This is a genomic window from Nonomuraea turkmeniaca (assembly GCF_005889735.1).
GTDB lineage: Bacteria > Actinomycetota > Actinomycetes > Streptosporangiales > Streptosporangiaceae > Nonomuraea > Nonomuraea turkmeniaca.
This window is the reverse complement of record NZ_VCKY01000199.1, coordinates 1-19,860: the sequence shown is the minus strand read 5'-3', so window position 1 is coordinate 19,860 and position 19,860 is coordinate 1. Positions and strand designations below refer to the sequence as shown.

Annotated in this window: 24 protein-coding genes and 4 tRNA genes; 11 read left to right on the top strand and 17 right to left on the bottom strand. The window is 69.5% G+C overall.

Features of this window, described 5'->3' with window-relative positions:
• Positions 1 to 409 (top strand): FG-GAP repeat protein (locus ETD86_RS40425; RefSeq protein WP_211370628.1); only part of this gene is annotated, 409 nt, incomplete at its 5' end.
• Positions 410 to 769: 360 nt separating this feature from the next.
• On the opposite strand, the gene ETD86_RS40420 is transcribed toward ETD86_RS40425, so the two are convergent.
• Genes ETD86_RS40420 through ETD86_RS40405 form a run of 4 tightly spaced genes read right to left on the bottom strand, consistent with a single transcriptional unit; the run spans position 770 to position 2,097 of the window.
• A complete protein-coding gene (locus tag ETD86_RS40420) occupies positions 770 to 1,168 on the bottom strand; it encodes a hypothetical protein (RefSeq protein WP_138671916.1) in 399 nt (132 codons plus the stop codon).
• Positions 1,168 to 1,473, bottom strand: a complete 306-nt coding sequence (locus tag ETD86_RS40415) for a hypothetical protein (RefSeq protein ID WP_138671915.1) — start codon at positions 1,471 to 1,473, stop codon at positions 1,168 to 1,170. The genes ETD86_RS40420 and ETD86_RS40415 overlap by 1 nt, the downstream gene beginning before the upstream one ends.
• Entirely contained in the window at positions 1,460 to 1,681 is a 222-nt protein-coding gene (locus ETD86_RS40410) for a hypothetical protein (RefSeq protein ID WP_138671914.1), read from the bottom strand. Before ETD86_RS40410 ends, ETD86_RS40415 begins: the two co-directional genes overlap by 14 nt.
• On the bottom strand, positions 1,678 to 2,097 hold the full coding sequence (locus ETD86_RS40405) for a hypothetical protein (protein ID WP_138671913.1): 420 nt from the start codon (positions 2,095 to 2,097) through the stop codon (positions 1,678 to 1,680). The genes ETD86_RS40410 and ETD86_RS40405 overlap by 4 nt, the downstream gene beginning before the upstream one ends.
• A 106-nt stretch (positions 2,098 to 2,203) precedes the next feature.
• Here ETD86_RS40405 and ETD86_RS40400 point away from each other — a divergent pair, with 106 nt between their 5' ends.
• Complete coding sequence (locus ETD86_RS40400) at positions 2,204 to 2,572, top strand: hypothetical protein (protein ID WP_138671912.1); 369 nt, start codon at positions 2,204 to 2,206, stop codon at positions 2,570 to 2,572.
• A 79-nt stretch (positions 2,573 to 2,651) separates the two neighbouring features.
• Here the strand turns inward: ETD86_RS40400 and ETD86_RS40395 are convergent, their stop codons facing one another.
• Positions 2,652 to 2,876: a helix-turn-helix domain-containing protein gene (locus tag ETD86_RS40395; protein WP_138671911.1), complete on the bottom strand. Its 225-nt coding sequence runs from the start codon at positions 2,874 to 2,876 to the stop codon at positions 2,652 to 2,654.
• A gap of 55 nt (positions 2,877 to 2,931) precedes the next feature.
• Between ETD86_RS40395 and ETD86_RS40390 the strand changes: the two genes are divergently transcribed.
• Positions 2,932 to 3,249 (top strand): DUF6225 family protein, encoded by a 318-nt coding sequence (locus tag ETD86_RS40390; protein ID WP_138671910.1) that lies wholly within the window; start codon positions 2,932 to 2,934, stop codon positions 3,247 to 3,249.
• Positions 3,250 to 3,252: 3 nt separating this feature from the next.
• Here ETD86_RS40390 and ETD86_RS40385 read toward each other — a convergent pair whose 3' ends face one another.
• Positions 3,253 to 3,450: a hypothetical protein gene (locus tag ETD86_RS40385; RefSeq protein WP_138671909.1), complete on the bottom strand. Its 198-nt coding sequence runs from the start codon at positions 3,448 to 3,450 to the stop codon at positions 3,253 to 3,255.
• A gap of 396 nt (positions 3,451 to 3,846) precedes the next feature.
• Between ETD86_RS40385 and ETD86_RS40380 the strand changes: the two genes are divergently transcribed.
• Positions 3,847 to 4,101: a hypothetical protein gene (locus tag ETD86_RS40380; protein WP_138671908.1), complete on the top strand. Its 255-nt coding sequence runs from the start codon at positions 3,847 to 3,849 to the stop codon at positions 4,099 to 4,101.
• Between the two features lie 545 nt (positions 4,102 to 4,646).
• On the opposite strand, the gene ETD86_RS40375 is transcribed toward ETD86_RS40380, so the two are convergent.
• Both ETD86_RS40375 and ETD86_RS40370 read right to left on the bottom strand, forming a co-directional pair.
• Positions 4,647 to 4,829 carry a glycine zipper domain-containing protein gene (locus tag ETD86_RS40375; protein ID WP_138671907.1) on the bottom strand — a complete coding sequence of 61 codons (183 nt, stop codon included), beginning with the start codon at positions 4,827 to 4,829 and terminating at the stop codon, positions 4,647 to 4,649.
• A 44-nt stretch (positions 4,830 to 4,873) separates the two neighbouring features.
• A complete protein-coding gene (locus ETD86_RS40370) occupies positions 4,874 to 5,779 on the bottom strand; it encodes a GntR family transcriptional regulator (protein WP_138671906.1) in 906 nt (301 codons plus the stop codon).
• A 219-nt stretch (positions 5,780 to 5,998) separates the two neighbouring features.
• Here ETD86_RS40370 and ETD86_RS40365 point away from each other — a divergent pair, with 219 nt between their 5' ends.
• Positions 5,999 to 6,475: a hypothetical protein gene (locus ETD86_RS40365; protein ID WP_138671905.1), complete on the top strand. Its 477-nt coding sequence runs from the start codon at positions 5,999 to 6,001 to the stop codon at positions 6,473 to 6,475.
• Positions 6,476 to 7,107: 632 nt separating this feature from the next.
• On the opposite strand, the gene ETD86_RS40360 is transcribed toward ETD86_RS40365, so the two are convergent.
• The 5 genes from ETD86_RS40360 to ETD86_RS40340 all read right to left on the bottom strand — a co-directional run bounded on the left by ETD86_RS40360 (position 7,108) and on the right by ETD86_RS40340 (position 8,034).
• On the bottom strand, positions 7,108 to 7,506 hold the full coding sequence (locus ETD86_RS40360) for a hypothetical protein (RefSeq protein ID WP_138671904.1): 399 nt from the start codon (positions 7,504 to 7,506) through the stop codon (positions 7,108 to 7,110).
• Between the two features lie 208 nt (positions 7,507 to 7,714).
• Positions 7,715 to 7,789: transfer RNA gene (locus ETD86_RS40355), tRNA-Arg, on the bottom strand.
• Positions 7,790 to 7,793: 4 nt separating this feature from the next.
• Positions 7,794 to 7,866: transfer RNA gene (locus ETD86_RS40350), tRNA-Glu, on the bottom strand.
• Positions 7,867 to 7,875: 9 nt separating this feature from the next.
• Positions 7,876 to 7,948 (bottom strand) — tRNA-Leu (locus ETD86_RS40345).
• 15 nt (positions 7,949 to 7,963) lie between these two features.
• A tRNA-Ala gene (locus ETD86_RS40340) sits at positions 7,964 to 8,034 on the bottom strand.
• A gap of 370 nt (positions 8,035 to 8,404) precedes the next feature.
• On the opposite strand from ETD86_RS40340, the gene ETD86_RS40335 reads away from it, so the two are divergent.
• From ETD86_RS40335 to ETD86_RS40310, 6 genes are all read left to right on the top strand, one after another.
• Positions 8,405 to 9,277 (top strand): MIP/aquaporin family protein, encoded by an 873-nt coding sequence (locus ETD86_RS40335; protein WP_138671903.1) that lies wholly within the window; start codon positions 8,405 to 8,407, stop codon positions 9,275 to 9,277.
• Positions 9,278 to 9,334: 57 nt separating this feature from the next.
• Positions 9,335 to 10,558 (top strand): formaldehyde dehydrogenase, glutathione-independent, encoded by a 1,224-nt coding sequence (fdhA, locus tag ETD86_RS40330; RefSeq protein WP_138671902.1) that lies wholly within the window; start codon positions 9,335 to 9,337, stop codon positions 10,556 to 10,558.
• A gap of 100 nt (positions 10,559 to 10,658) precedes the next feature.
• Entirely contained in the window at positions 10,659 to 11,264 is a 606-nt protein-coding gene (locus ETD86_RS40325) for a TetR/AcrR family transcriptional regulator (protein ID WP_138671901.1), read from the top strand.
• Between the two features lie 77 nt (positions 11,265 to 11,341).
• Entirely contained in the window at positions 11,342 to 11,938 is a 597-nt protein-coding gene (locus ETD86_RS40320) for a hypothetical protein (protein ID WP_138671900.1), read from the top strand.
• 65 nt (positions 11,939 to 12,003) lie between these two features.
• Positions 12,004 to 12,777 (top strand): MerR family transcriptional regulator, encoded by a 774-nt coding sequence (locus tag ETD86_RS40315; RefSeq protein WP_138671899.1) that lies wholly within the window; start codon positions 12,004 to 12,006, stop codon positions 12,775 to 12,777.
• A gap of 80 nt (positions 12,778 to 12,857) precedes the next feature.
• The gene (locus tag ETD86_RS40310; protein ID WP_138671898.1) at positions 12,858 to 15,626 is read left to right on the top strand and encodes a heparinase II/III family protein; all 2,769 of its coding nucleotides are present in this window, start codon (positions 12,858 to 12,860) and stop codon (positions 15,624 to 15,626) included.
• Positions 15,627 to 15,800: 174 nt separating this feature from the next.
• Here ETD86_RS40310 and secD read toward each other — a convergent pair whose 3' ends face one another.
• From secD to ETD86_RS40290, 4 genes are all read right to left on the bottom strand, one after another.
• Positions 15,801 to 18,023: a protein translocase subunit SecD gene (gene secD, locus ETD86_RS40305; RefSeq protein WP_138671897.1), complete on the bottom strand. Its 2,223-nt coding sequence runs from the start codon at positions 18,021 to 18,023 to the stop codon at positions 15,801 to 15,803.
• A gap of 35 nt (positions 18,024 to 18,058) precedes the next feature.
• Complete coding sequence (locus tag ETD86_RS40300) at positions 18,059 to 18,403, bottom strand: hypothetical protein (protein WP_138671896.1); 345 nt, start codon at positions 18,401 to 18,403, stop codon at positions 18,059 to 18,061.
• Between the two features lie 72 nt (positions 18,404 to 18,475).
• Positions 18,476 to 19,129, bottom strand: coding sequence for a response regulator (locus tag ETD86_RS40295; RefSeq protein ID WP_138671895.1), 654 nt, complete (start codon positions 19,127 to 19,129; stop codon positions 18,476 to 18,478).
• A partial coding sequence (locus tag ETD86_RS40290; protein ID WP_138671894.1) for a sensor histidine kinase occupies positions 19,126 to 19,860 on the bottom strand: 735 nt, incomplete at its 5' end. The genes ETD86_RS40290 and ETD86_RS40295, both read right to left, overlap by 4 nt.

The following is a 19,860-nucleotide window of genomic DNA, read 5'->3' as shown; positions in this document are numbered from 1 at the left end:
CACCCCGACCGCCACCCCGACAGTGAGCTCTCCGCCGAGTCCCACTCCCACCGCCGTACCCACCTCCACCGCGGCCCCAGAGCCGCAGACCACTTTCGACCCCAAGCCGACCGCCGAGCCGCAGTCCCTCACCACAGCGCGAGCCGCAGCCGTCTCCGCCGACCCGATCGGCGAGCAGTCCGTCGCGGGTGACCGCTTCGGCCAGAGCGTCCGGGTACTGGACGTCACCGGCGACGGCAAGGCGGAGGTCATCGCGGGCGCCCCAGGCAAGAACGGCGGCGCGGGCATGCTCGTCGTGCTACGCGGATCGCCTTCCGGCATCTCCGACAGCGGCACCCAGGTGTTCCATCCAAGCCAGTTCGGCATCAGCTCGCCGCAGACCGCCTTCGGCAGGATCCTTCACCGCTGACAACCGGCTTGAGCGGGCGGCGCGATCTGCGACCGCCCGCCCGCGCGGTCAGCACGGCAGCGCACCGGTTGGCGGTACTGGCGATGCGGCGCGCTCCGTTCACGTCCAAGGGCGGCAGGGGATGCCGCCGCAGCGGTAGCCCCCGTGAACGCCCGGATTTCGTGATCTTGTCGTGAGACAGGTGAGGCGCTGAGAGCGATTCTCAGCGCCTCACCTTGCGAGCGACACTCTAGCCATCAGGCCAGGTCAGTTAGGCCGCGAGCGGCCACCATGATGAGCATTCCGCGCGTGCTGGCGGTTGGCGGAAGCGCAAGCACACGAAGATCATCCTTCCTGGTCACGCCCGAGCGGGAACGGCGGTCACGGCTCCAGAGGCTTCCTCAGGCCGTGCGCGCCTTCTGCCAGGACGGTCGGTTTGGCGTTGGAGCCCTGCGCGAACTCGGACTGGACGGCCTGCGACACTTTCAAGCCGCCCGCGAGCGTCAGCGCGGCGGCCAGCAGCATGCCCAGCGACAGCGCCAAGGCGGAGAAGCGAGGACGGGCCAGAGATCTTCGCATGGGGTACCCCCAGGACCGAATCGACTTACCGGAACAACCGGTATTCGTCGCCCAGCCCCGAGTGGATGAACTTTCAACCTCAGGCGGAAGAATGCCCCCATCGTTCGGGCACAGGTCGAAACCGTCCCAGACGTTCAGCGGCGGGCACGGCGAGATCAGCGACGCGATCCGCTTCAGCCGCTCGGCCTCGGTGAGAGCCATCAGGCACCACCGCCCTCGATGCGGTCGTCCATCAGGTTCGGGTTGGCGAAGGGCACTCCAGCGTGCTCGTGCTCGCTGAAAAACACCTCGCGCTCGCACTGGATCACCCACAGGGGCGGCTCTGGCCAGGTGCGGTTGTGGCGCTTGAGCGGCTCGACCACCTTGTGCGTGTGCCAGTCGATGGCCAGCGTCCCGGCCCACGCCTCGGCGCGGTCGTGTAGACGATCCGGTGGCCGGGCTTCACCTCGGGCGCAGCCACGTAGGTGTATTCGTGGCGAGTGCAGATGACGGTCATCGGGCTTCACCGCCCGCCTCGTCTTCGCCCGCGAGGTAGACCCGGCCGGCGGACTCCACCTGCACCCGGCCCGCCAGCATCGCCAGCAACTGGGGCATGGACATCTCCAGATCGGTGGCGGCGCGCTCCAGGTTGTCGAGCTGGTCCTGCGTGAGGGGCAGGTCCACGTTGAGGAAGACGGGCTCCTCGGCCTCCGGCGCGTGTCCCCATTCGCTCATCGGGCCTCACCGCCCGCAGGCGTCGTCGCACGCTGTACGTGGGGGCACCAGGCGCCGTCGTGGTCCTCGCCCCTGCCGCCGACCTCGATGTAGTCCAGGCCGAAGCCGCATTCGCCGCCCAGGCAGGCGTCGTGTCCGGTCCAACCGGCCTGGACCGCCGCGGCCTGGGCCGCCGCGAGTTCCGTGGTCTCCTCGACCACGTCCGCGTACGCATCGACGCGGCCGCATGGGTTGGTCCAGATGTCGGTCGAGTAGTGCGCGCCGTCGTCGCACTGGTTGAGGTTCCTCGGCTCGCCCCGCAGTTCACCGCACACGGGGCAGTACGCGGAGATCGTCACCGTGCGGACGATCGGATTGATGGGTCCGGACTCCCACGGGGATTCGGCGAAGCGGTCGCGGACTCGGAAATAGATCAACCTGGAGCCCGCCGCGTTGCGGCGGGCTCCGCTATGTTCGGAGTGGCGCGTCGCAGGCACGTTCAACGCTCAGATGGACGACATCTCGTGATCGGAGACGGGCACTATGAACACCCTCACAAGCCTGCTCTTCGTTCCTGCCGCTGCGCTGCTGACCACGTCGGCGTTCTGGGTGGCACCGCTGCGAGCGCACGCCGACAGCGCCTACGGGTGCCTTTATCCGTACGCGTGCATCTATCGTGACCCGGGTTTGCGTGGTGGGATCGTCGCGCGGTTCCAGGTGGTGACGAGTGGCTGGCAGTCGGTGACCGCGCGCGGGTTCAGCGCCTACAACACCCGAAACGACGATATCGTCTACCTCTTCACCAGAACCGAGAACCACTGGTCCGAGGTCTGCATGGGGCCGAACGCATGGGGAGAGGTCGGGCCGACACCGATCCAGGGGATTCGGATCGATTCGAGGAGCTCTTGCTGACCTGGGCCTCTCGCCGACCAGTGCTCAGCGGCCTGGTCCAGCATCTCCCCCGCCTTTTCGGCGGCCAACTGCGCGGGCGTCACTCCGATGCTCCGGTCTTGGCGCGATGGGGGCGGTGGTTGCTGCCGCGGTCCCGCAGCACGGCGCCCGCCTCCTCCAGCAGCGCGTGAGTGAACCCGTACGACTGGCCGATCGACGCGGCCAGGACGCGGATGGATTCGCCCGACCGGTAGCGGCCGGCGACGAGCTGGGCGAGCTGGGCTCGTTCGGCGCCGATGATGCGGACGCGGGATCGGATCTCCACGAAGGTGACTCCTTCTGCATGCGCGAGGGTGGGCGGCGGTGGGACGAGTCGGGGCATGAGCGACATCGACGTGCCGCGCACAACCGTGGTGCCGTGGGAGACCGTGACCGACACGGCCGACCGCCCGGCGTGGACGGCAGGCCAGCTCCGTGCGGCCATAGCGCACCTGGCCGACGACCCGATCGTGGTCGAGGTCGAGCTGGGCGAGCCGACCACCTACGAGGACCAGATCATCGTTGGCGCCGGACGCGGTGAGCTCGATTGGGGCGACGGGTACGGCTTGGAGCCAGACCCCATCGTCGCCCTCTATTGCGCGCGGCATGGCCACCTGCGTGTCCGCCCGAACCGTCCTCGGCTCAACCGGGGCGAGTAGCGGTCACGCCGCCGCGGCGGCGCGGCGGGCGGCGCGTAGCTCGTCGCGGTCTTCCGCCGTGCGGGGTACGGGGTGGCTGGCCCAGATGCACCACTCGATGGTGGCGAGGTCGTCGTAGTCGTACACGGTCTCCCGCCCGGCCCGGCCGAGCGTCCGCGCGCGGTAGTGGGACGCCCATTTGCGGATGGTGCACGGCGTCACGCTCCAGCCGGCGGGCGGCCTCGCGGGCGGTCACGGGTGCTGGCGCGACGGATCGCGGGGTCACGTTCACCCCCGCTTCTGATGCATTGGTCCCGGAATGATCGACGCGCTGAAATCGCCGTAGACGCGCAAACAGCGTCCGGCGAATGGGAGAGGGTGGGGGCGGCACACGCACCGGCAGAAACGCGTCCAGTCTCGCGTCCCGCGTACGCCCAGCTCAAAGGGGGTCCGGCTAGGCATGGGGTGCCGCCCGCCGGAAGTGTGACACACATGATCGCGTGGGCGCAACCGCTGGCGATACCGCCAACAACCCAGTTTCGGTGAACGTGTGCGGAACCGCCAACGAGGACGGCATCCTGTGAGGGACGCACAGTCTTCCTCGCGAAAGGGCAGACCATGACCGAGTACGCCAACGACCACGACCTGGTGGACGAGACCGTCACCGCCGACCCCGAGGCGGCGGCCACGCTGTCCGACGACGTCAAGACGCTGATCACGAATATGATCGACGCTGATCCCTCCCTCGCTGCGGTCGGCATCAGCGAGCGGCTGGCCACCCTGCACGAGCACGAGGTGTCGCCCAGGGCCGTGGAGGCGGTCCTCCAGACCCATCCGCTGGTGATCCATTCCACCGAGCAGTCCGTCGAGTAGCCAGGTAGACCCGAACCCCCTGGGGGAGATGGGGCCCGCCGCACAGCCGCGCGGCGGGCCTTATTCATGCCCAGGTCAGGCGTGGATGTGCTCGGCGACCTTCGCCTGGAACGCTCTGACCAGCAATTAGCAGCCAAGCGGATGCCTTAGTCCATGCTAAGTGCAAGATTTTTTTAGAGGGCTCACGAGTCACGAGAACGCCCGCGATCACCGCAAGCAGACCGAAGAGGACCTGATGCAGCTCCGCAACCTCCGCGAAATTCGACGCAACGCTGAACGCCACCCCGCTTCCCGCAAGCAGGGCGAGCCTACGCCTACCAGGCTGAGGGGCCCGACCCTTGCGGCGGCGCCGCGTACGTCATCCCATAACCACCAGGGTACGCGCCTCCCCACTGCACGCGCGCTCCTCCACTCGCCTGTGCGGAACTGCGAACGATCTCACGCCCGCGCCTCCTGGGTGACCGCCTCCATCGCCTCCGCCTCGCTGACGTGATGGCCGCAGAGACGCGCGAACGGCATAGGCCCACGACCTTCCTCCGTGCCGCTCAGGCTTCGCCGTCGTCCTTCCGCCCCCTCAAGGCGAAGCCCAAGGCCACGCCCAGGGTGACACCCAGGGAAACCCCGACGGCGAGGTTGTTCAAGACGATCCCAAAGACGGGACCGAAGATCAAGCCGAGACTGACCCCGCAGAAGAACCTGGCGTCCGGAGACATCTTCTTACTCGCCATCGCATCTCTCCCGGGGGACGTGGGCGAATGCCGCTCACCAAACCCTATGCTCCGGCCTCCTCCGTGACCCGGTCCATCGCCTCCTGCTCGCTGACGTGGTGGCCGCAGTTCTCGCACACGTAGTAGCCGGCCCGCGGCGGCCACTCCAGGCGCCGCAGCCCACAACCCGGACAGCGCGCGAGCGTCGCGCCGGGCTCGTCGTCCACCAGGCGCCGCAACCGCGACTCCCACGCGAGCGCCCAATCGACGACGCCGAGCTCCACCGGCCGGTCCTCGTCCTCCACGCTGGAGACGACGGCGAGCCCGTCCAGGCCGAGCACCGCGTCCAGCTTGTCCACCAGCCACGACACCGACCGCGACCGCACCACCCCCGACCGGCTGCCCGGCACCAGATCCGCCAACTCCAGCCGCTCCCCCACATCCCTGCGCAGCCGGAGCAGCTCCCCCGTCAACGTGTGCACCACATCGCCCTCCCCCGACAACGAGCCGTGCGGCCGAGTCCCCTTCACGCGCGACCAACGGGTCTGCGCCCTCACCACACCCGGCCGAGCCGCCCAGCTGGCCGTCAACTCATCCACCACCAACAGCGCACGACGCATCGTGGCCGCACACCGCCCGCAATGCAGCGGCTGCTGCTCTGGAGGGAGCGGGTCGCCTGGCCTGAGGCGGCCGGAGGTGATGGCGTCGCGCAGGTCCTCAACGAGGCGGCGAGACGGCGGCACCGGCGCGCTCGCCTTGCCGACCGCGGTCACGTACGTGCCCTTCGCGTGCACCGTCTGGACCAGGCCCCGCTCACGCAGCAGGTCGATGGCGGCCCGCACGGTCGTACGGCCCACCTTGTGCCGGGCGCCGAGTTCGAGCTCGGACGGCAGCCGGTCTCCTGGCTTCAGCACGCCCGCGTCGATGTCGGCCGCGATAGCGTCGGCGACCTGCGGGAACTTCGCCATCATAGCGTGTGACGCCTCTGCGCATGGCTGTACTGGTCGGAGATGGCTTGATCGATCTCCTTTGGGCCTACCTCTTGGCACACCTTTGCATAGGTGCAGCGGCGTTCTCAGCGCCTCAAAGAAACGGATATAACGGACACGACTTTGTCGCGAGACACGCGCAGGACTACGGTGGAGATCACCCCAGCCCGACCACCGCCACACACCACCCGGGAGCGCCACGTGGCCCGCCGACGAACCACCGACCCACGCCAGGTCACCTTCCAACCCCCAGGGGAGAGCAGCAAACACTCGTTGGCGCAACCGCGAACACGCCCCACCCGCACCAAAGCCGTCAAGTGGACCGACCTCATCAACACAGGCACCCGCCTCGACGAGGACACCATCGACCGCATGAACGACGCCATCGGCCGCACCGGCTTGGGCCTCCAAGGCGTCTGGGAAGCCGCAATCAACTGGTACTGCGACCAGCTCGGCATCCCCACCAAGATGCCACCCGACAGCGACAAGAACATCCCCCGCCCCACAGCGCCCGCGGCCGACCCCGACTCGCTCACGCTCATCACCGCCCGCATCACCCCGAACACCCGCTACCGGCTCGTGGCCGGCTGCCACCAGGAGGAGCAGGGCGGGCAGGAGTTCATCCCGACCGCGCTGAACGCGTGGTTCGACCACCTCGACGAGACCGGCCAGTCCTGAATCATCAGTGCTCGCGATTCGCTCGCCAGGCCCGTTCGACGTCGGCGACCAGCTCGGCCACAGCCACCGCCCGCGTGCGCCGCAGCGTGGTGGCCCCGCTCGATCGTCGTCCCGCTGCGGCGCCGGGCCGACCAGCCGCTGCGGGCCGGGCTCACGGTGCCGAGCAGGTCCCCAGCGACCAGCACGAGGTAGCGGCCGTCTTCCAGCCCGGTCGGCACCACCTGCACAGCGGCCAGCTGCTCGTCGGTGTACCAGGAGCGGCGGCGCAGCGGGTCGCCGCCATCTCGTGCTTCGCTCACTGGCCCGTCTCGGCCTGGAGTCCACCTCGACGGCGAGGTGCCCGATCGCGTTGTGGTAGCGGTTGGCCTTGTCGTACGCCATGTCGAGCAGGCTCTGGAGTTCACCGACGTGCACAATGGCCGCCCCGCGGTGTACCTCCGGGTCTTGCGGGTCACCCTGAGCCGCACGCTCGGCGGGTGTGCCGATCCGGTGCTCGTCGGTTATGGCCTGGACGTGCATCCACAAGCCATCGGTTCGGGTGACCCGAACCCACCCGGCCGTATCCAGGGCGTGCAGGCGGCGCCGCGCGGTGCTGGCCGAGCAGCCCAGCCACTCCCCCAGCTTGGCGAGCGTCAGGTCGTGCCCTTCAGGGTCGAGCCGGTCGCACAGCACGGCATACACGCGCCATGTCTCCGGGCACACCTGATCGTCGGCGCGGCCGGTTCCGGCGTGGACGCGGGCGAGGCTCCAGGCGGGTACCTCGGCGTACGGCCGGCCGTTTCCTGCGGCCTGCCGAGTGCGAGGTGCAGCGCCGACCGGTTGCGGCCACGGACCTGACGGACGAGGAACGGGCCGCCGTCGTCTGCGAGGAGTTCAGCGCGGGCGCGATCAAGGGTGCGTTCGCTGACGCCGAGCTGGGCGGCGACCCAGCAGCGGCGTGCGCGAGCGGGCAGCCGGCCGCCGAGGATGTCCGGGGTCTGGAGCCCTTCGTACAGGCACCACGCGGCCACGGCGAGCCCGCAGTGCTTCATGCTGTAGACAGGGCGCGAGGCACCTGGTAGAAGTTGGCGCTCATCGCGACGTGGGCACGGAAAGGATGGCCGCGGACGGCAAGATCATTCCGCGTGGGTTCCGCAAACAGCGGCACCCACTGGCCATGACTGGCACACAGTGGCACACGCCGAATGCGGACGGGTTGCCGTTACCGCAGGCCAGGCGCAAAATCTGGCTGGTGGAAAGTGGCCCCAGCAGGATTCGAACCTGCAACGGACCCGGCTTCGTAGGCCGGCGCTCTCTCCATTGAGCTATAGGGCCGAAGTACCCCGTACCGGACTCGAACCGGCGATTTCCCGGGTGAAAGCCGGGCGTCCTGACCGCTAGACCAACGGGGCGCGCATTCGTACGTCCGGCGGGATTCGAACCCGCACCGTCCGGCTCCTTAGACCGGTGCCTCTGCCATTGGGCCACGGACGCATGTGTTTTCCAGCGTGGACCGACGGGATCTCGAAACCCGAACTCCTGCTTGCAAGGCAGGTGTGATGCCTTTTCACCATCAGCCCGAAGAAAAAAGAAAAGCCGCCTGGGTGTGTCCCCGGCGGCTTTGGGATCCTTCTCCGTGAGGGATTATCCCGAGGCCGGCCCGGCGAGTGCGCGACCGGACACCGCGGCTCGGCGGTGGAGACGCCGTTCCTGCTCGCGTGCGACGGCTGCGTAGCGCATGACCTGACCTTTCCTGACGTTCCGGTGTTCGACGTGAACCACGGTAGCCGGGAGCGTTCCGCGAATGCCACTTGTTTATTGTCGGCCCGGTTCCTTGCGCGTCGTGGCACCGTGCCGTTAGCCGGGCTTTGCCCACCTCGCCAGGAGCGCTCCGGACCCACAGGGTTATATTTGAATATTGGGAGCAAACCATCGTCATCGGGGGTTGCGATGGTTGGAGACCTGCCGCGACGGCTTGTCGCGGAAGCCATCGGAACGATGTTGCTCGTCCTGTTCGGCGCCGGCTCGGTCGTGGCGGCGCTCGTCTTCGGCAACGGTCAGCTGAACTATGCCGGGCTCGGCTTCATCGCGCTGTCGTTCGCCGTGATCGTCGCGATCGTCATCTACGCATTCGGCACCACCTCGGGGGCCCACATCAATCCCGCTGTCACCATCGCCCTCGCCACGGGGCGCCGATTTCCGTGGCGAGAGGTGCCGTCCTACATCGCCGCCCAGCTCGCCGGCGCGTTCGCCGGCGGGCTGCTCATCGTGGGCGGATTCGGCCGGCGCGCGATCGATCCGGGCGGGGTCGGGCTGACCCGGCTCGGTGAAGGCGTGAACTACGCGCAGGGCATCCTGCTCGAGGCGCTCGGCACGTTCCTGTTGCTGCTCACGATCATGGCGATGGCGGTCGACCGCCGGGCTCCGCCCGGCTGGGCAGGGCTGATGATCGGACTGGCGGTGGCGGGCGAGATCTTCGTGCTCGGCCCGTCGACGAACGGCTCGGTCAACCCGGCCCGGACGTTCGGCCCTTATCTGGCGAACAGCCTGTTCGGCGGCGACACGCCATGGACGCAGATCGGCGTCTACATCGCGGGGCCGCTCATCGGCGCGGTGCTGGCGGTCGTCGTGTACGACGTGGTCGTCCAGCCCGCCCGTGGGCTGCCGGAGCCGGAGATCCCGGCCGCCGGTGAGCCGCAGGACGAGGCCGTCCGGGAGGAGCTCGCGGGCCGGGTTCCGGGAGCCCGCGCGCCGCAGGACGACCAGATCAGGGACCGTGTGACGCACGGCCGCCGACGCTGGCGTCCCGGCGGGAGGAGGTGATCCAGGAGCTCGTGAACGACCTTATGTCCATCACATCCGAGCGAGGGAGCGATCACCATGCCTGGCAACAGAGGAGTCATGTACGAAGGCCCAGGCACGGTCGAGGTACACGAGACCGACTATCCCGGATTCGAGCTCAAGGACGGCCCCGGGGTGAACCCGGCCAACGTCGGCCGCAAACTGCCGCACGCCGCGATACTCAAGACGGTCGCGACGAACATCTGCGGCAGCGACCAGCACATGGTCCGCGGCCGCACCACGGCGCCCCAAGGCCTCGTCCTCGGTCATGAGATCACCGGTGAGGTCGTCGAGACCGGTCCCGATGTGGAGTACATCAAGACCGGCGACCTGGTGTCCGTGCCGTTCAACATCGCCTGCGGCCGCTGCCGCAACTGCAAGGAGGGCAAGACCGGAGTCTGCGAGAACGTCAACCCGGACCGGCCGGGCTCGGCGTACGGCTATGTCGACATGGGCGGCTGGGTCGGCGGGCAGGCCGACTACGTGCTGGTCCCCTACGCCGACTGGAACCTGCTCAAGTTCCCCGACAAGGACCGGGCAATGGAGAAGATCCTCGACCTGGCCATGCTCGCGGACATCTTCCCGACCGGGTTCCACGGCTGTGTGAGCGCGGGGGTGAAGCCGGGCTCGACCGTCTACATCGCCGGCGCCGGCCCGGTCGGGCTGGCCGCGGCCGCCTCGGCGCTCCTGCTGGGGGCCGCCGTGGTCATCGTCGCGGACCTGAACAAGGAGCGTCTCGATCAGGCGCACAGCTTCGGCTGCGAGACCATCAACGTCGCCTTTGGCGAGCCGAAGGAGCAGATCCTGCACATCATCGGCGAACCGGAGGTGGACTGCGCCATCGACGCGGTCGGCTTCGAGGCGCGCGGTCACGGCAACGAGTCGGAGGTGGAGCGTCCCGCCACCGTGCTCAACTCGCTCATGGACGTCACCAGGGCGGGTGGCGCGCTCGGCATCCCCGGCCTGTACGTGACGGGTGACCCGGGTGCGGCGGACGAGGCCGCCAAGCAAGGGTCGCTGTCCATCCGGATCGGTCTCGGCTGGGCGAAGTCGCACAGCTTCGTCACCGGTCAGTGCCCCGTCATGCGCTACAACCGCCAGCTCATGATGGCGATCCTGCACGATCGGGTGCAGATCGCGAAGGCGGTCAACGCCACCCCGATCCCGCTGGACCAGGCGCCGCGGGGATACCACGAGTTCGACGAGGGGGCCGCACGCAAGTACGTGCTCGATCCGCACGGCATGCTCAGCAGAACGTCCTGACCCGCTCCGGAGGCCGCCGAAGATCCGGCGGCCTTCGCGTACCCCCCGGGCCGAACAAAGACGGAACGTATCGTCTCGTCATGGTGCTAGGATGTCCGGCATGCCCAAGCAGCCCGATCCCGCCCGCCGCAGCGAGCGATCCCGGCAGGCCATCCTCGACGCCGCCCGCGAGCTGGTCTCCGAGGTGGGATACGCCAAGCTGACGATCGAGGCCATCGCCGCGCGGGCCGGCGTGGGCAAGCAGACGATCTACCGATGGTGGCCCTCCAAAGGGGCGGTGGTCTTCGACTCCATCCTGGCGCTGAGCGAGCCGAGCGCGGACAGCGGCATGGCGCTGCCCGACACGGGCGACATCGAGGCCGATCTCAAGATCGTGATGCGGGCGACGGTGGCCGAGTTCGCCGATCCGGCGTTCGAGGCGCCGATCCGGGCGCTCACCACGGAGATCATCAACGATCCCGGCCTCGCCGCCCAGTACCAGGAGAAGTTGTCGGGCCCCGTCGACGAGGCCAAGAAGGCCCGGCTGCGCAGCGCGCAGCGGGCCGGGCAGATCGCCGCGGACGCCGACCTCGACCTGGCACTGGAACTGCTGTACGCGCCCCTCTTCCAACGCTGGCTGCTCCGCTCCGGCCCATTGACCCCCGAGTACGCCGACACGCTCGTCGACCTGTTCCTCAAGGCCATCCGACCCCCGCTTTCACATTGATGTGACAGCAGGGAATCGATCGCTAGCTCGGTGCAGGAAGCCTATTACCGCGTCCTGGCCCGTACTACGATCAGCGCATGGTCGCGAGGCGTGTGCTGACATTTCTCGATTCGCGGTTACTTTTGCTGGCGCTGATGGCCGGTTATCTCGTGGTGGCGATAATGAGCCATGGTGTTCCCCTGCCGAGAGGATTGGAGCCCCTTCTCGCATTCATGCCGTGGCTGTTGTTCGGCATTCTGATGATCCGGGGCCTTCTCATCCATTGGGGAGCGGTGGAGCCGAGGCCGCGGGTGCGCGAACGGTCGGCTGTCTGGCGGTCGGTGCCCTTGTGGCTGCTGTTCGCGGCGGTTGGGCTAGCGGTGTGGGTGAGCTCCGATCACGGCAATGTGTCACTCGTCTGCACGGACAACCGGACTTCGTGCGCGAAGGTCAACAGCTACGACTACAGATCACTCGACGGCGGTTACGCCCGCCGGTACCCATTGGACGAACAGGGCGCCAGGGACCTGGAGCAGCCCTGGGTCATGATCAGTGAAGAGACGTACGTGGCCGAGGTCGGAACGATTCTGCGCCGGGCGATCCACTTCGGTACGTACTGCCTTTTCTTTGCTTTTGCGATCGGCGAAGCGATCCGCCTAGGAATATGGAGACAATCGAAGCAGGATTGGTGGTGACCGGCCAGGAGGCCGGATCATGCCCGCTTGACCTTGACGTGACGTCAACGTCTTAACGTGGCAGTATGCGGATCGGAGAGCTCGCCGCGCTGCTCGGAGTGTCGACCCGGACAGTGCGCTACTACCACCACCAGGGAGTCCTGCCTGAGCCGCCCCGCTTGGCCAACGGCTATCGCGAGTACGGCATGCGCGACGCCATCGCCCTGGCCCGCGTCCGCCGACTCGTCTCGCTCGGGCTGAGCCTGGACGAGGCACGCGACGTCATCGCCGACGACCGGTCCAGGGAGTTGCCGGAGATCCTCGTCGAGATCGACGCCGACCTGGCCAGGCAGGAGCAGGAGATCCGGGAGCGGCGGCGACGCCTGGCCGAGGTGCTCCAGCGGGCCGAAGCGGGAACGCTGGGCCCGGACGTCACCGCCTCGCCCGATCTGCTGGCGTTCCTGCAGACGGTCGACCTGCCCGCGTCGAAGGCGGCGGCCTGGGATCGCGAGCTGCTGGTGCTGATGGACAGCATGGCGGCGGCGCCCGACCAGGAGAATGCGTTCGCGATGTTCGAGATGCTCGCCGCCGACCCCGAGGTGACGGCGCGCGGGCACGAGTTCTACCGCAGGCTCGACGAGCTGGCCGACGCCGAGCTGGACGATCCGCGGATCGCGCCCCTGGCGGAGATGCTCGCCGAGTACAGCGTGCGGCACATGCCGGCCGGCGCCGTACCGGACGGGACCGATTGGGTCGAGGCGGTGGAGCCGTTCCTCGACGGGCTCGCCCCCGCCCAGGCGGAGGTGGTACGGCGGACGGTCACGCTCCTCGCCGAGGCGTCGCGCCTCAGCGGAGGGTGAAGGCGGCCAGCCTGGGCGTCTCACCTGCCTCCTGCGCCCGATATACCGCGGACATACCGCGCACCCCTACTTTGGCGTGCATGTCTCTCTCGTGGCGGCGGCTCGCCGTCCTGATTCTGGTCGCCGCGTGGCTGGTGCCGGCCCCTCCGGCCGCCGCCGCGGCGTTGTCCGACCCGGGCTTCTTCGGCAGGTGGAGCGCCGGCGCCTGGGCGGTGGGGTCGCGGCTGAACTACGCGCTCACGGGCCTGAAGCCCGTGGAGAGCGCGGTGAAGGCGGGCGACTACGCGCTGGCCAAGCAGCGGCTGCTGGATTACTACCGCGCGCGTCCGGCCATCGAGGCGGGCGGCTTCTCGAACACGACCTGGCCGGGCGCACTCGAGCTGACCTCCAGCCACATCTGGACGCTGGGATCGGGCGAGGTCTACATCAAGACGCTGACCTTCGGCCCGGGGGAGAAGACGGTCACGGCAGACGTCACGAGCAGCATCACCAGCGGCAAGCCCGGATTCTTCCTGATGAGCCGGTACAAGGACGCGGTCATCGCCCTCATCAACAGCAGGAGCAAGGGGTCGGGCAAGCCCACCCTCCGACTGACCCTCGCCGACGGAACGGTGAAGACCCTTCACCCCACGCACGACACCTACATCTGGGCGGCCCACCCGGCCGGCGTGTACGGCACCAAGTACTACATGCAGGTCAGCGACCAGGGCACGGGGCCCTTCACCGACGAGACGCGCAAGGCGTACCTGCGGTTCGACCTCGCCGGCGTCACCGGCGTGAAGAAGGCGGAGCTGACGCTGACCGGCACGGCCGACACGGCGAAGGACATCATGCTGTACGGCAACGCCGAGACCTTCGACGAGGCCACCCGCACCTGGTCCAACACTATCCAGAACACGTTCTCCTGGGAGGGCGACCCCGGCGGCTTCGACTGGAAGCTCCCTGGCGGTGTCGACAAGGGGTATCTCATCGCCGACCTGGAGTATCTCTACCAGCTGCCCCGCTTCTACTTCGCCGGCCCGCTGGCCCTGGAATACCAGAAGACCGGCAACGAGCAGTACGCCCGCACGCTCATCGGCCTGATGACCGACTTCATCAAGGACGCCGACGCCTACGACGCCGATCAGGGCGCCGGTTCCTACCCCGGCAACCTGCACGCCGCGCGGCGACTGCACAACTGGATCGCGGCCTACGAGATCCTGCGCAAGAGCCCGTCGCTGACCGCCGACGCCAACGTCGCGATCCTCAAGACGATGAACCGGGCGGGCTTGTTCCTGCAGGAGAACGTCAACGCCACGCCGAACAAGATGCAGTCGCAGAAGATCACGCTGCTGCACGCCTCTGTCTACTTCCCGGAGTTCCGCGTGGCGCCGACGTGGCGGACCAACGCCGCCAACTTCCTGTCGACCCAGCTCAACGACTCGACCTACGCCGACGGCGGCTACAAGGAGTCCACGGACGCCTACCTGCGGGGCTACCTCAGACAGTACGTGGACGTCGTCGCCTACATGCAGCGCAACGGCATCGCGTTCACCGCCACGGCCAAGCTGCGACAGTTGGCCCGCTTCCTCATGGACCAGAGCTATCCCAGTGGGTACGGCCCGGCCTACGGCGACAGCGACTCCCTCGACCTGCGCAGCACCCTCGGGAAGCTGGGCCAGCTGCTCAATGACCCGGAACTCCTCTACGTCGGCACCTCCGGCACGTCGGGCGAGAAGCCGGCGCACACGTCCGCCCTCTACCCGGACACCCGGGTCGCGGTCTCCCGCTCCGGCTGGACCGCCGGCGACTCCCACCTCCGGATCAACGCCGACCGCGGCAACCACAGCCACCCGGACGAGCTGGCGATCACCGCTTATGCATACGGCAGGCCGCTCCTGCCCGACATGGGCACCTTCACCTACAGCACGGACGCGCAAGCGGAATGGCTGCGGAAAACCACGGAGGCGCACAACACGATCGAGATCGACAACAAGCCGCAGACCTCGACCGCGGCGGGCGGGATCTCGCATCTGATCACCAACCCAGCCTTCGACCTGATCGGCGCGAACACCGAGAGCTCCGCCGGTGTTCGCCACGAGCGATCCGTCCTGTCGCTGCACTCTGGCCTGTGGGTGGTCTCCGACCGGCTCAAGCCGCACACCGCCGCCAAGCACCGCTACGAGCAGAACTGGCACTTCGCCTCGGACGCCAAGCCTTCGATCCGCTCCGGGACGGAGGCCACGACCACCGCCTTCGCGACGGGCGCGAACCTCACGATCGTTCCCGCCGACCCGGCCGCGGTCGACTCCGGCCTGCACGACGGCTACTACGCGCCGCGGTTCTACTCGGTGGAGAACGCGAAATACGCCTCCTACGTCAAGACGGACACCGGCGAGACGACCTTCGACACCCTCCTGCTGCCGTCCAAGGGCGCGGCCTACACGTCCGTGACGGTGGAGCGGCTCCCCGTCGGGACCATCCCGTCGTACCAGGCGACAGCCCTCAGCCTGAGCGGCGGCGCGGGGGTTTACTACAAGTCCTGGACCACGAAGGCGCCGCGCACGTTCGGGTCCTACACCTTCGACGGCAAGCTGCTCTACGCCGACTCCGGGTCGATCGTGATGGTCGACGGCTCGTCGGTCGAACGTGGCGGCACGACCCTGGTCAAGGCGCCGGCCGCGGTCAAGGACCTGGCCGTGACCTTCGGCGGGGACGGCACCGTCCGCATCGACGGCAGCGGGCTGACCGCGAGCACCGACCTGGCCGAGGCCATCGCGATCGCGGCGCCGAATGCCACCAAAGTGATCCTCAACGGCAAGGTCGTTCCCTTCGAACGCGCGGGCGCGCTCATCTACGCGGCCGCCTGAAGGAGAACTCCGGCCCGGATCGTCGGGCTGCCCGGCCTGCGGTGGGCGTCCGCCGGCGCGCCGGCGGACGCCCACCCACCGCGCCCCTGATCCGCGACTCCCCAGGAGGCGCGGGCAGGGGCACGGAAGGTGGCACCCGCGGCACGGCCAGGGCGACGCGCTATGCGCCGTGGATCAGACCACCGCCCCGGTGCCCGTACGGTCGCGTGGCGCGGTGCGCCCGGCCGGCGGAGCGGGTGGGCGGCGGTCGAACCGGGCGAGCACGACGGCCGCAGGCCCCGCCACGAACGCCGACGACAGCGTCCCCATGACGATCCCGGCCACCAGCGCCATGGCGAAGTCCCGGAGCGAGTCCCCGCCGAAGACCATCAACGCCACCAGGATGAACAATGCGCCCAGCCCGGTGTTCACGGTCCGCGGCAACGTCTGCACGATCGCCCCGTCGACCGCTGCCGCGAACCCGCGTCGCGCCGTCCACAACTCCCTGACCCGGTCGAACACCACCACCTTGTCGTTGACCGAATACCCGACGATCGTCAGCATCGCCGCCACGAAGATCCCGTCGATCGGCTTGCCCAGCCACGCGAACAACCCGGCCACCACGATCACGTCCACCAGCAGCGCCAGCACCGTCGCCACCCCGAACGTCCACCGGAACCGGGCCGCCAGATACAGCAACTGCATGGCCACGGCCACGCCGAGCGCGATGAGGGCGTTGCGCCGCAGCTCTTCGCCCAGGCTGGGGCCGATGAACTCCTCGCGCGTCTTGCTCACCGCACCGCCGTGCGGCTCCAGCGCCTGCTCGATCCTGGCCACCTCGTCCAGCCCGAGCCGCGCCGCCCGCACCGTGACCCCGTCGTCCGTGGCCTGCACCACCGCCGAGGGGACCCCGGCCCGCGTCACCGCCTGCCCGGCGACGTCGGCGGGGACCGGCTTCGAGGTGGCGAACTCCACGAGCCGCCCGCCGGTGAACTCCACGCCGACGTTCAGCCCCCGCACCGCCAGCCCGGCCACGGCCACCACCGCCAGCCCGCCGGCGATCGCCAGCCACACCCTCCTGGCGGCCATGAGCCGCGGATTCCTGCGCGCCAGCCAGGTTCTGACCACCCCTTGCGAGGCGAGCCCGGACGCGCGCGGCCCGATCCGGCCGATGACGCCCTGGACGAGCACGCGGGTGATCAGCATGGCGGAGACCAGCGAGGCCAGCACACCGATCGCCAGCGTCACCCCGAACCCCTTGACCGGTCCCGAGGCCAGCCAGAACAACAAACCCGCCGCGATCAGCGTGGTCACGTTGGAGTCCGCGATCGCGCTCCAAGCGTTCCTGAACCCCAGGTCCAGGGCCCGCCTGAGGCCGCGCCGGGAGTCGTGCTCCTCCCTGGCCCGTTCGAAGACCAGCACGTTCGCGTCGATGGCCATGCCGATCGCCAGCACGAACCCGGCCAGCCCCGGCAACGTGAACGTCGCCCCCATCGCCACCAGCGCCGCGTACGAGATCAGCCCGTAGCAGGCCAGCGCCAGCGCCGCGAGCAGCCCGGACACCCGGTAGACCGCCACGATGAACACGGCGGTCAGCAGCAGCCCGGCCACCGCCGCCTTGGCACTGGCGTCGATGGCCTCCGCGCCGAGCGTCGGTCCGACCGTACGCTGCTCCACCAGGGTCAGCGGGACGGGCAGCGCCCCGCCCTTGATGAGCACGGCCAGGTCGCGGGCCTCCTCGTGGGTGAACGACCCGGTGATGTCCGCGCCGGCGCCCGGGATGCCGGTACGGCACGGGATCGACGGGTCCAGCGGCGGCGAAGAGATGATCTCCGCGTCGAGCACGATGGCGATCCTGCGCTGGGGATCGCCCTGCGGCTCGCACGCCGCCGCCCCGGTCAGCCGCTGCCAGGCGTCGGCGTCACGGAACTCGATGCTCACCCACCAGCCGGGGCCGCGCTGGGGGTCGCTCTGCTCGACGGCGTCGCGCACGCCGTCGCCGGTGATGGCCGGGGGCCCCAGTTTGAGCAGCCCGCCGTTCTCGTCGCGAACCCCTGAAGGGTCACCGGAGCCGAGGACGGGATGGAAGGCCAGCTGCGCGGTCCGGCCGATCACCTCGGCGGCCTGCCGAGGGTCGAGCACGCCGGGCAGCTCGACGATGATCCGCTTCTCGCCGGAGCGGACCAGGGTGGGATCGACCACGCCGAGCGCGTCCGCCCGCTGGCGGAGCACGTCGAGGGCGCGGTCGGTGGCGGCCGAGTCGGCCGTGACGGTCGGCGAGTCCTTCGCCTCGAAGACGAGCTGGGTGCCGCCGCGCAGGTCCAGGCCGAGGCGCGGCGCGGTGGTGAAGGCAAGAGCTAATGAGATCGCGATGACGGCGAGCGCCGCCACCGCACGCCAAACAGGCGCACGGGACATGAAAGCCTCCACAGGCTCCGATGGGACAGGGAATCTCAGAACCCTGTGGAGGGGGGCCCTCGCGCCTTGGCCGTCAGAGGCCGCCGGCCGGCCGGGATGTCCGTACCGGAGGGCGCGACGACGGCGGCCCACGCGGGCGCCGGGTACGGCAGGCTGGACGGGAGCACGGCGGGCCCGGCCGCACCCGCCAGGCCGAGCAGGCCGTGCCGGGCCTGCATCGTGGTGTGACGGTACGGCTCCTGGCCCAGCCCCGGCTGCTCCTGCGCCCGCCAGGCCGCCACCACCTGCACGGGTGTGACCTGGGCAGGCCTCGCGTGCGCGGTCGCGGGCAGGAACCAGGACAGCAGGAGGAGCAACGCGGCGGGCAGCCTGGTCCGCACCGTCCCCCTCCCCTCCCCGATCCGCACTCGCCCTCACCGTAGCGCGCCCGCGTGGCCGGGAAGAGGGGACTTTTACCAGTTGTCCAGCAAGCGGCTCTCCCACGCCCAGGAGGTGATCTCGACGCGGTTGCGTACGCCGAGCTTGAGCTGGATGGCCGAGATGTGGCCCTTGACCGTGCTGAGCGAGATGAACAGCTCGGCGGCGATCTCCTGGTTGGTGCGGCCCCTGACGATCGCCCGGACCACCTCGGCCTCCCGCGCGGACAGCGGCTGCGCCGGGCGGCGCAGCGGCGTCGCACCGGAGGTCACGTGGCGCAGCAGGCGCGGCGTGATCGACGGTGAGATCAGCGCGTCACCCGCGTTCGCCGCCCGTACGGCCTCCACGAGCAGGGCCGGTCCCGCGTCCTTCATCACGAAGCCGACGGCGCCGCCGCGGAGCGCGCCGTAGACGTACTCGTCCAGGTCGAACGTGGTCACCACGACCACCTTGAGCGGAGCGGACACGCCGGGGCCGGCCAGGGCGCGGGTGACCTCGATGCCGTCCGCCCGCGGCATCTGGACGTCCACCAGGCACACGTCTGGGCGCAGCCGCCGGGCCAGCGTGATGGCCTCGTCGCCGTCGGCGGCCTCGGCGACGACGCTGATGTCGGGCTGGTCCTCGAGGATGACGCGCAGGCTGGCGCGGACCATCGCCTGGTCGTCGGCCAGCAGGACACTGATCGTCATCGGCGCTCCTGCTTCTCGGGCAGGGGCAGGGTGGCGAAGACCGACCAGCCGTCGCCCGGCTGGCGCGGTCCGGCGTGCAGAGTCCCGCCCAGGGCCTCCAGGCGTTCGCGCATGCCGAGCAGGCCGTACCCGCTGCGGCGGCGGTGGTGCCTGGCCGGGGCCGGCGGAGCGTCGTCGGCGACCTCGACCGTGACGGCGTCGCGCTCGCGGGCGACGGTGATCTGGACGGAGCGGGCCTGCGGGGCGTGGCGGGAGACGTTGGTCAGCGACTCCTGGACGACGCGGTAGACGGTGCTGGTCACCTCTGGCGGCCAGGCCGACTCGTCGCCGCCGTCCGGCAGGCTCAGGTGCACGGCGGGGCCGTCGAAGCGTTCGACCAGGTCGTCGAGGCTTCCGGGCCCGTGCGTGGGCGGGGCCGGGTCACCGATCTCACGCAGCAGGCCGACGAGGCGGCGAGTGGCGGCCAGGGCGTCGGAGCCGGCGGCCTCGATGCCGGACAGGGAGCCGTCCAGGCGTTCTGGCTGCTTGCGGGCGAGGACCTGGGCGGCCTGGGCCTGCAGGACGATGCCGGTGACGTGGTGAGCGACGACGTCGTGCAGTTCCCTGGCGAGCCGGCGGCGCTCGTGGCTGCGTACGTTGCCGGCGACGGTCCGGTGGCGGGCGGCCAGCAGCCGCGCGCACAGGCCGATCGTGACTCCGGCGAGCCAGCCGCCGGCGTTCAGCGCCGTCAT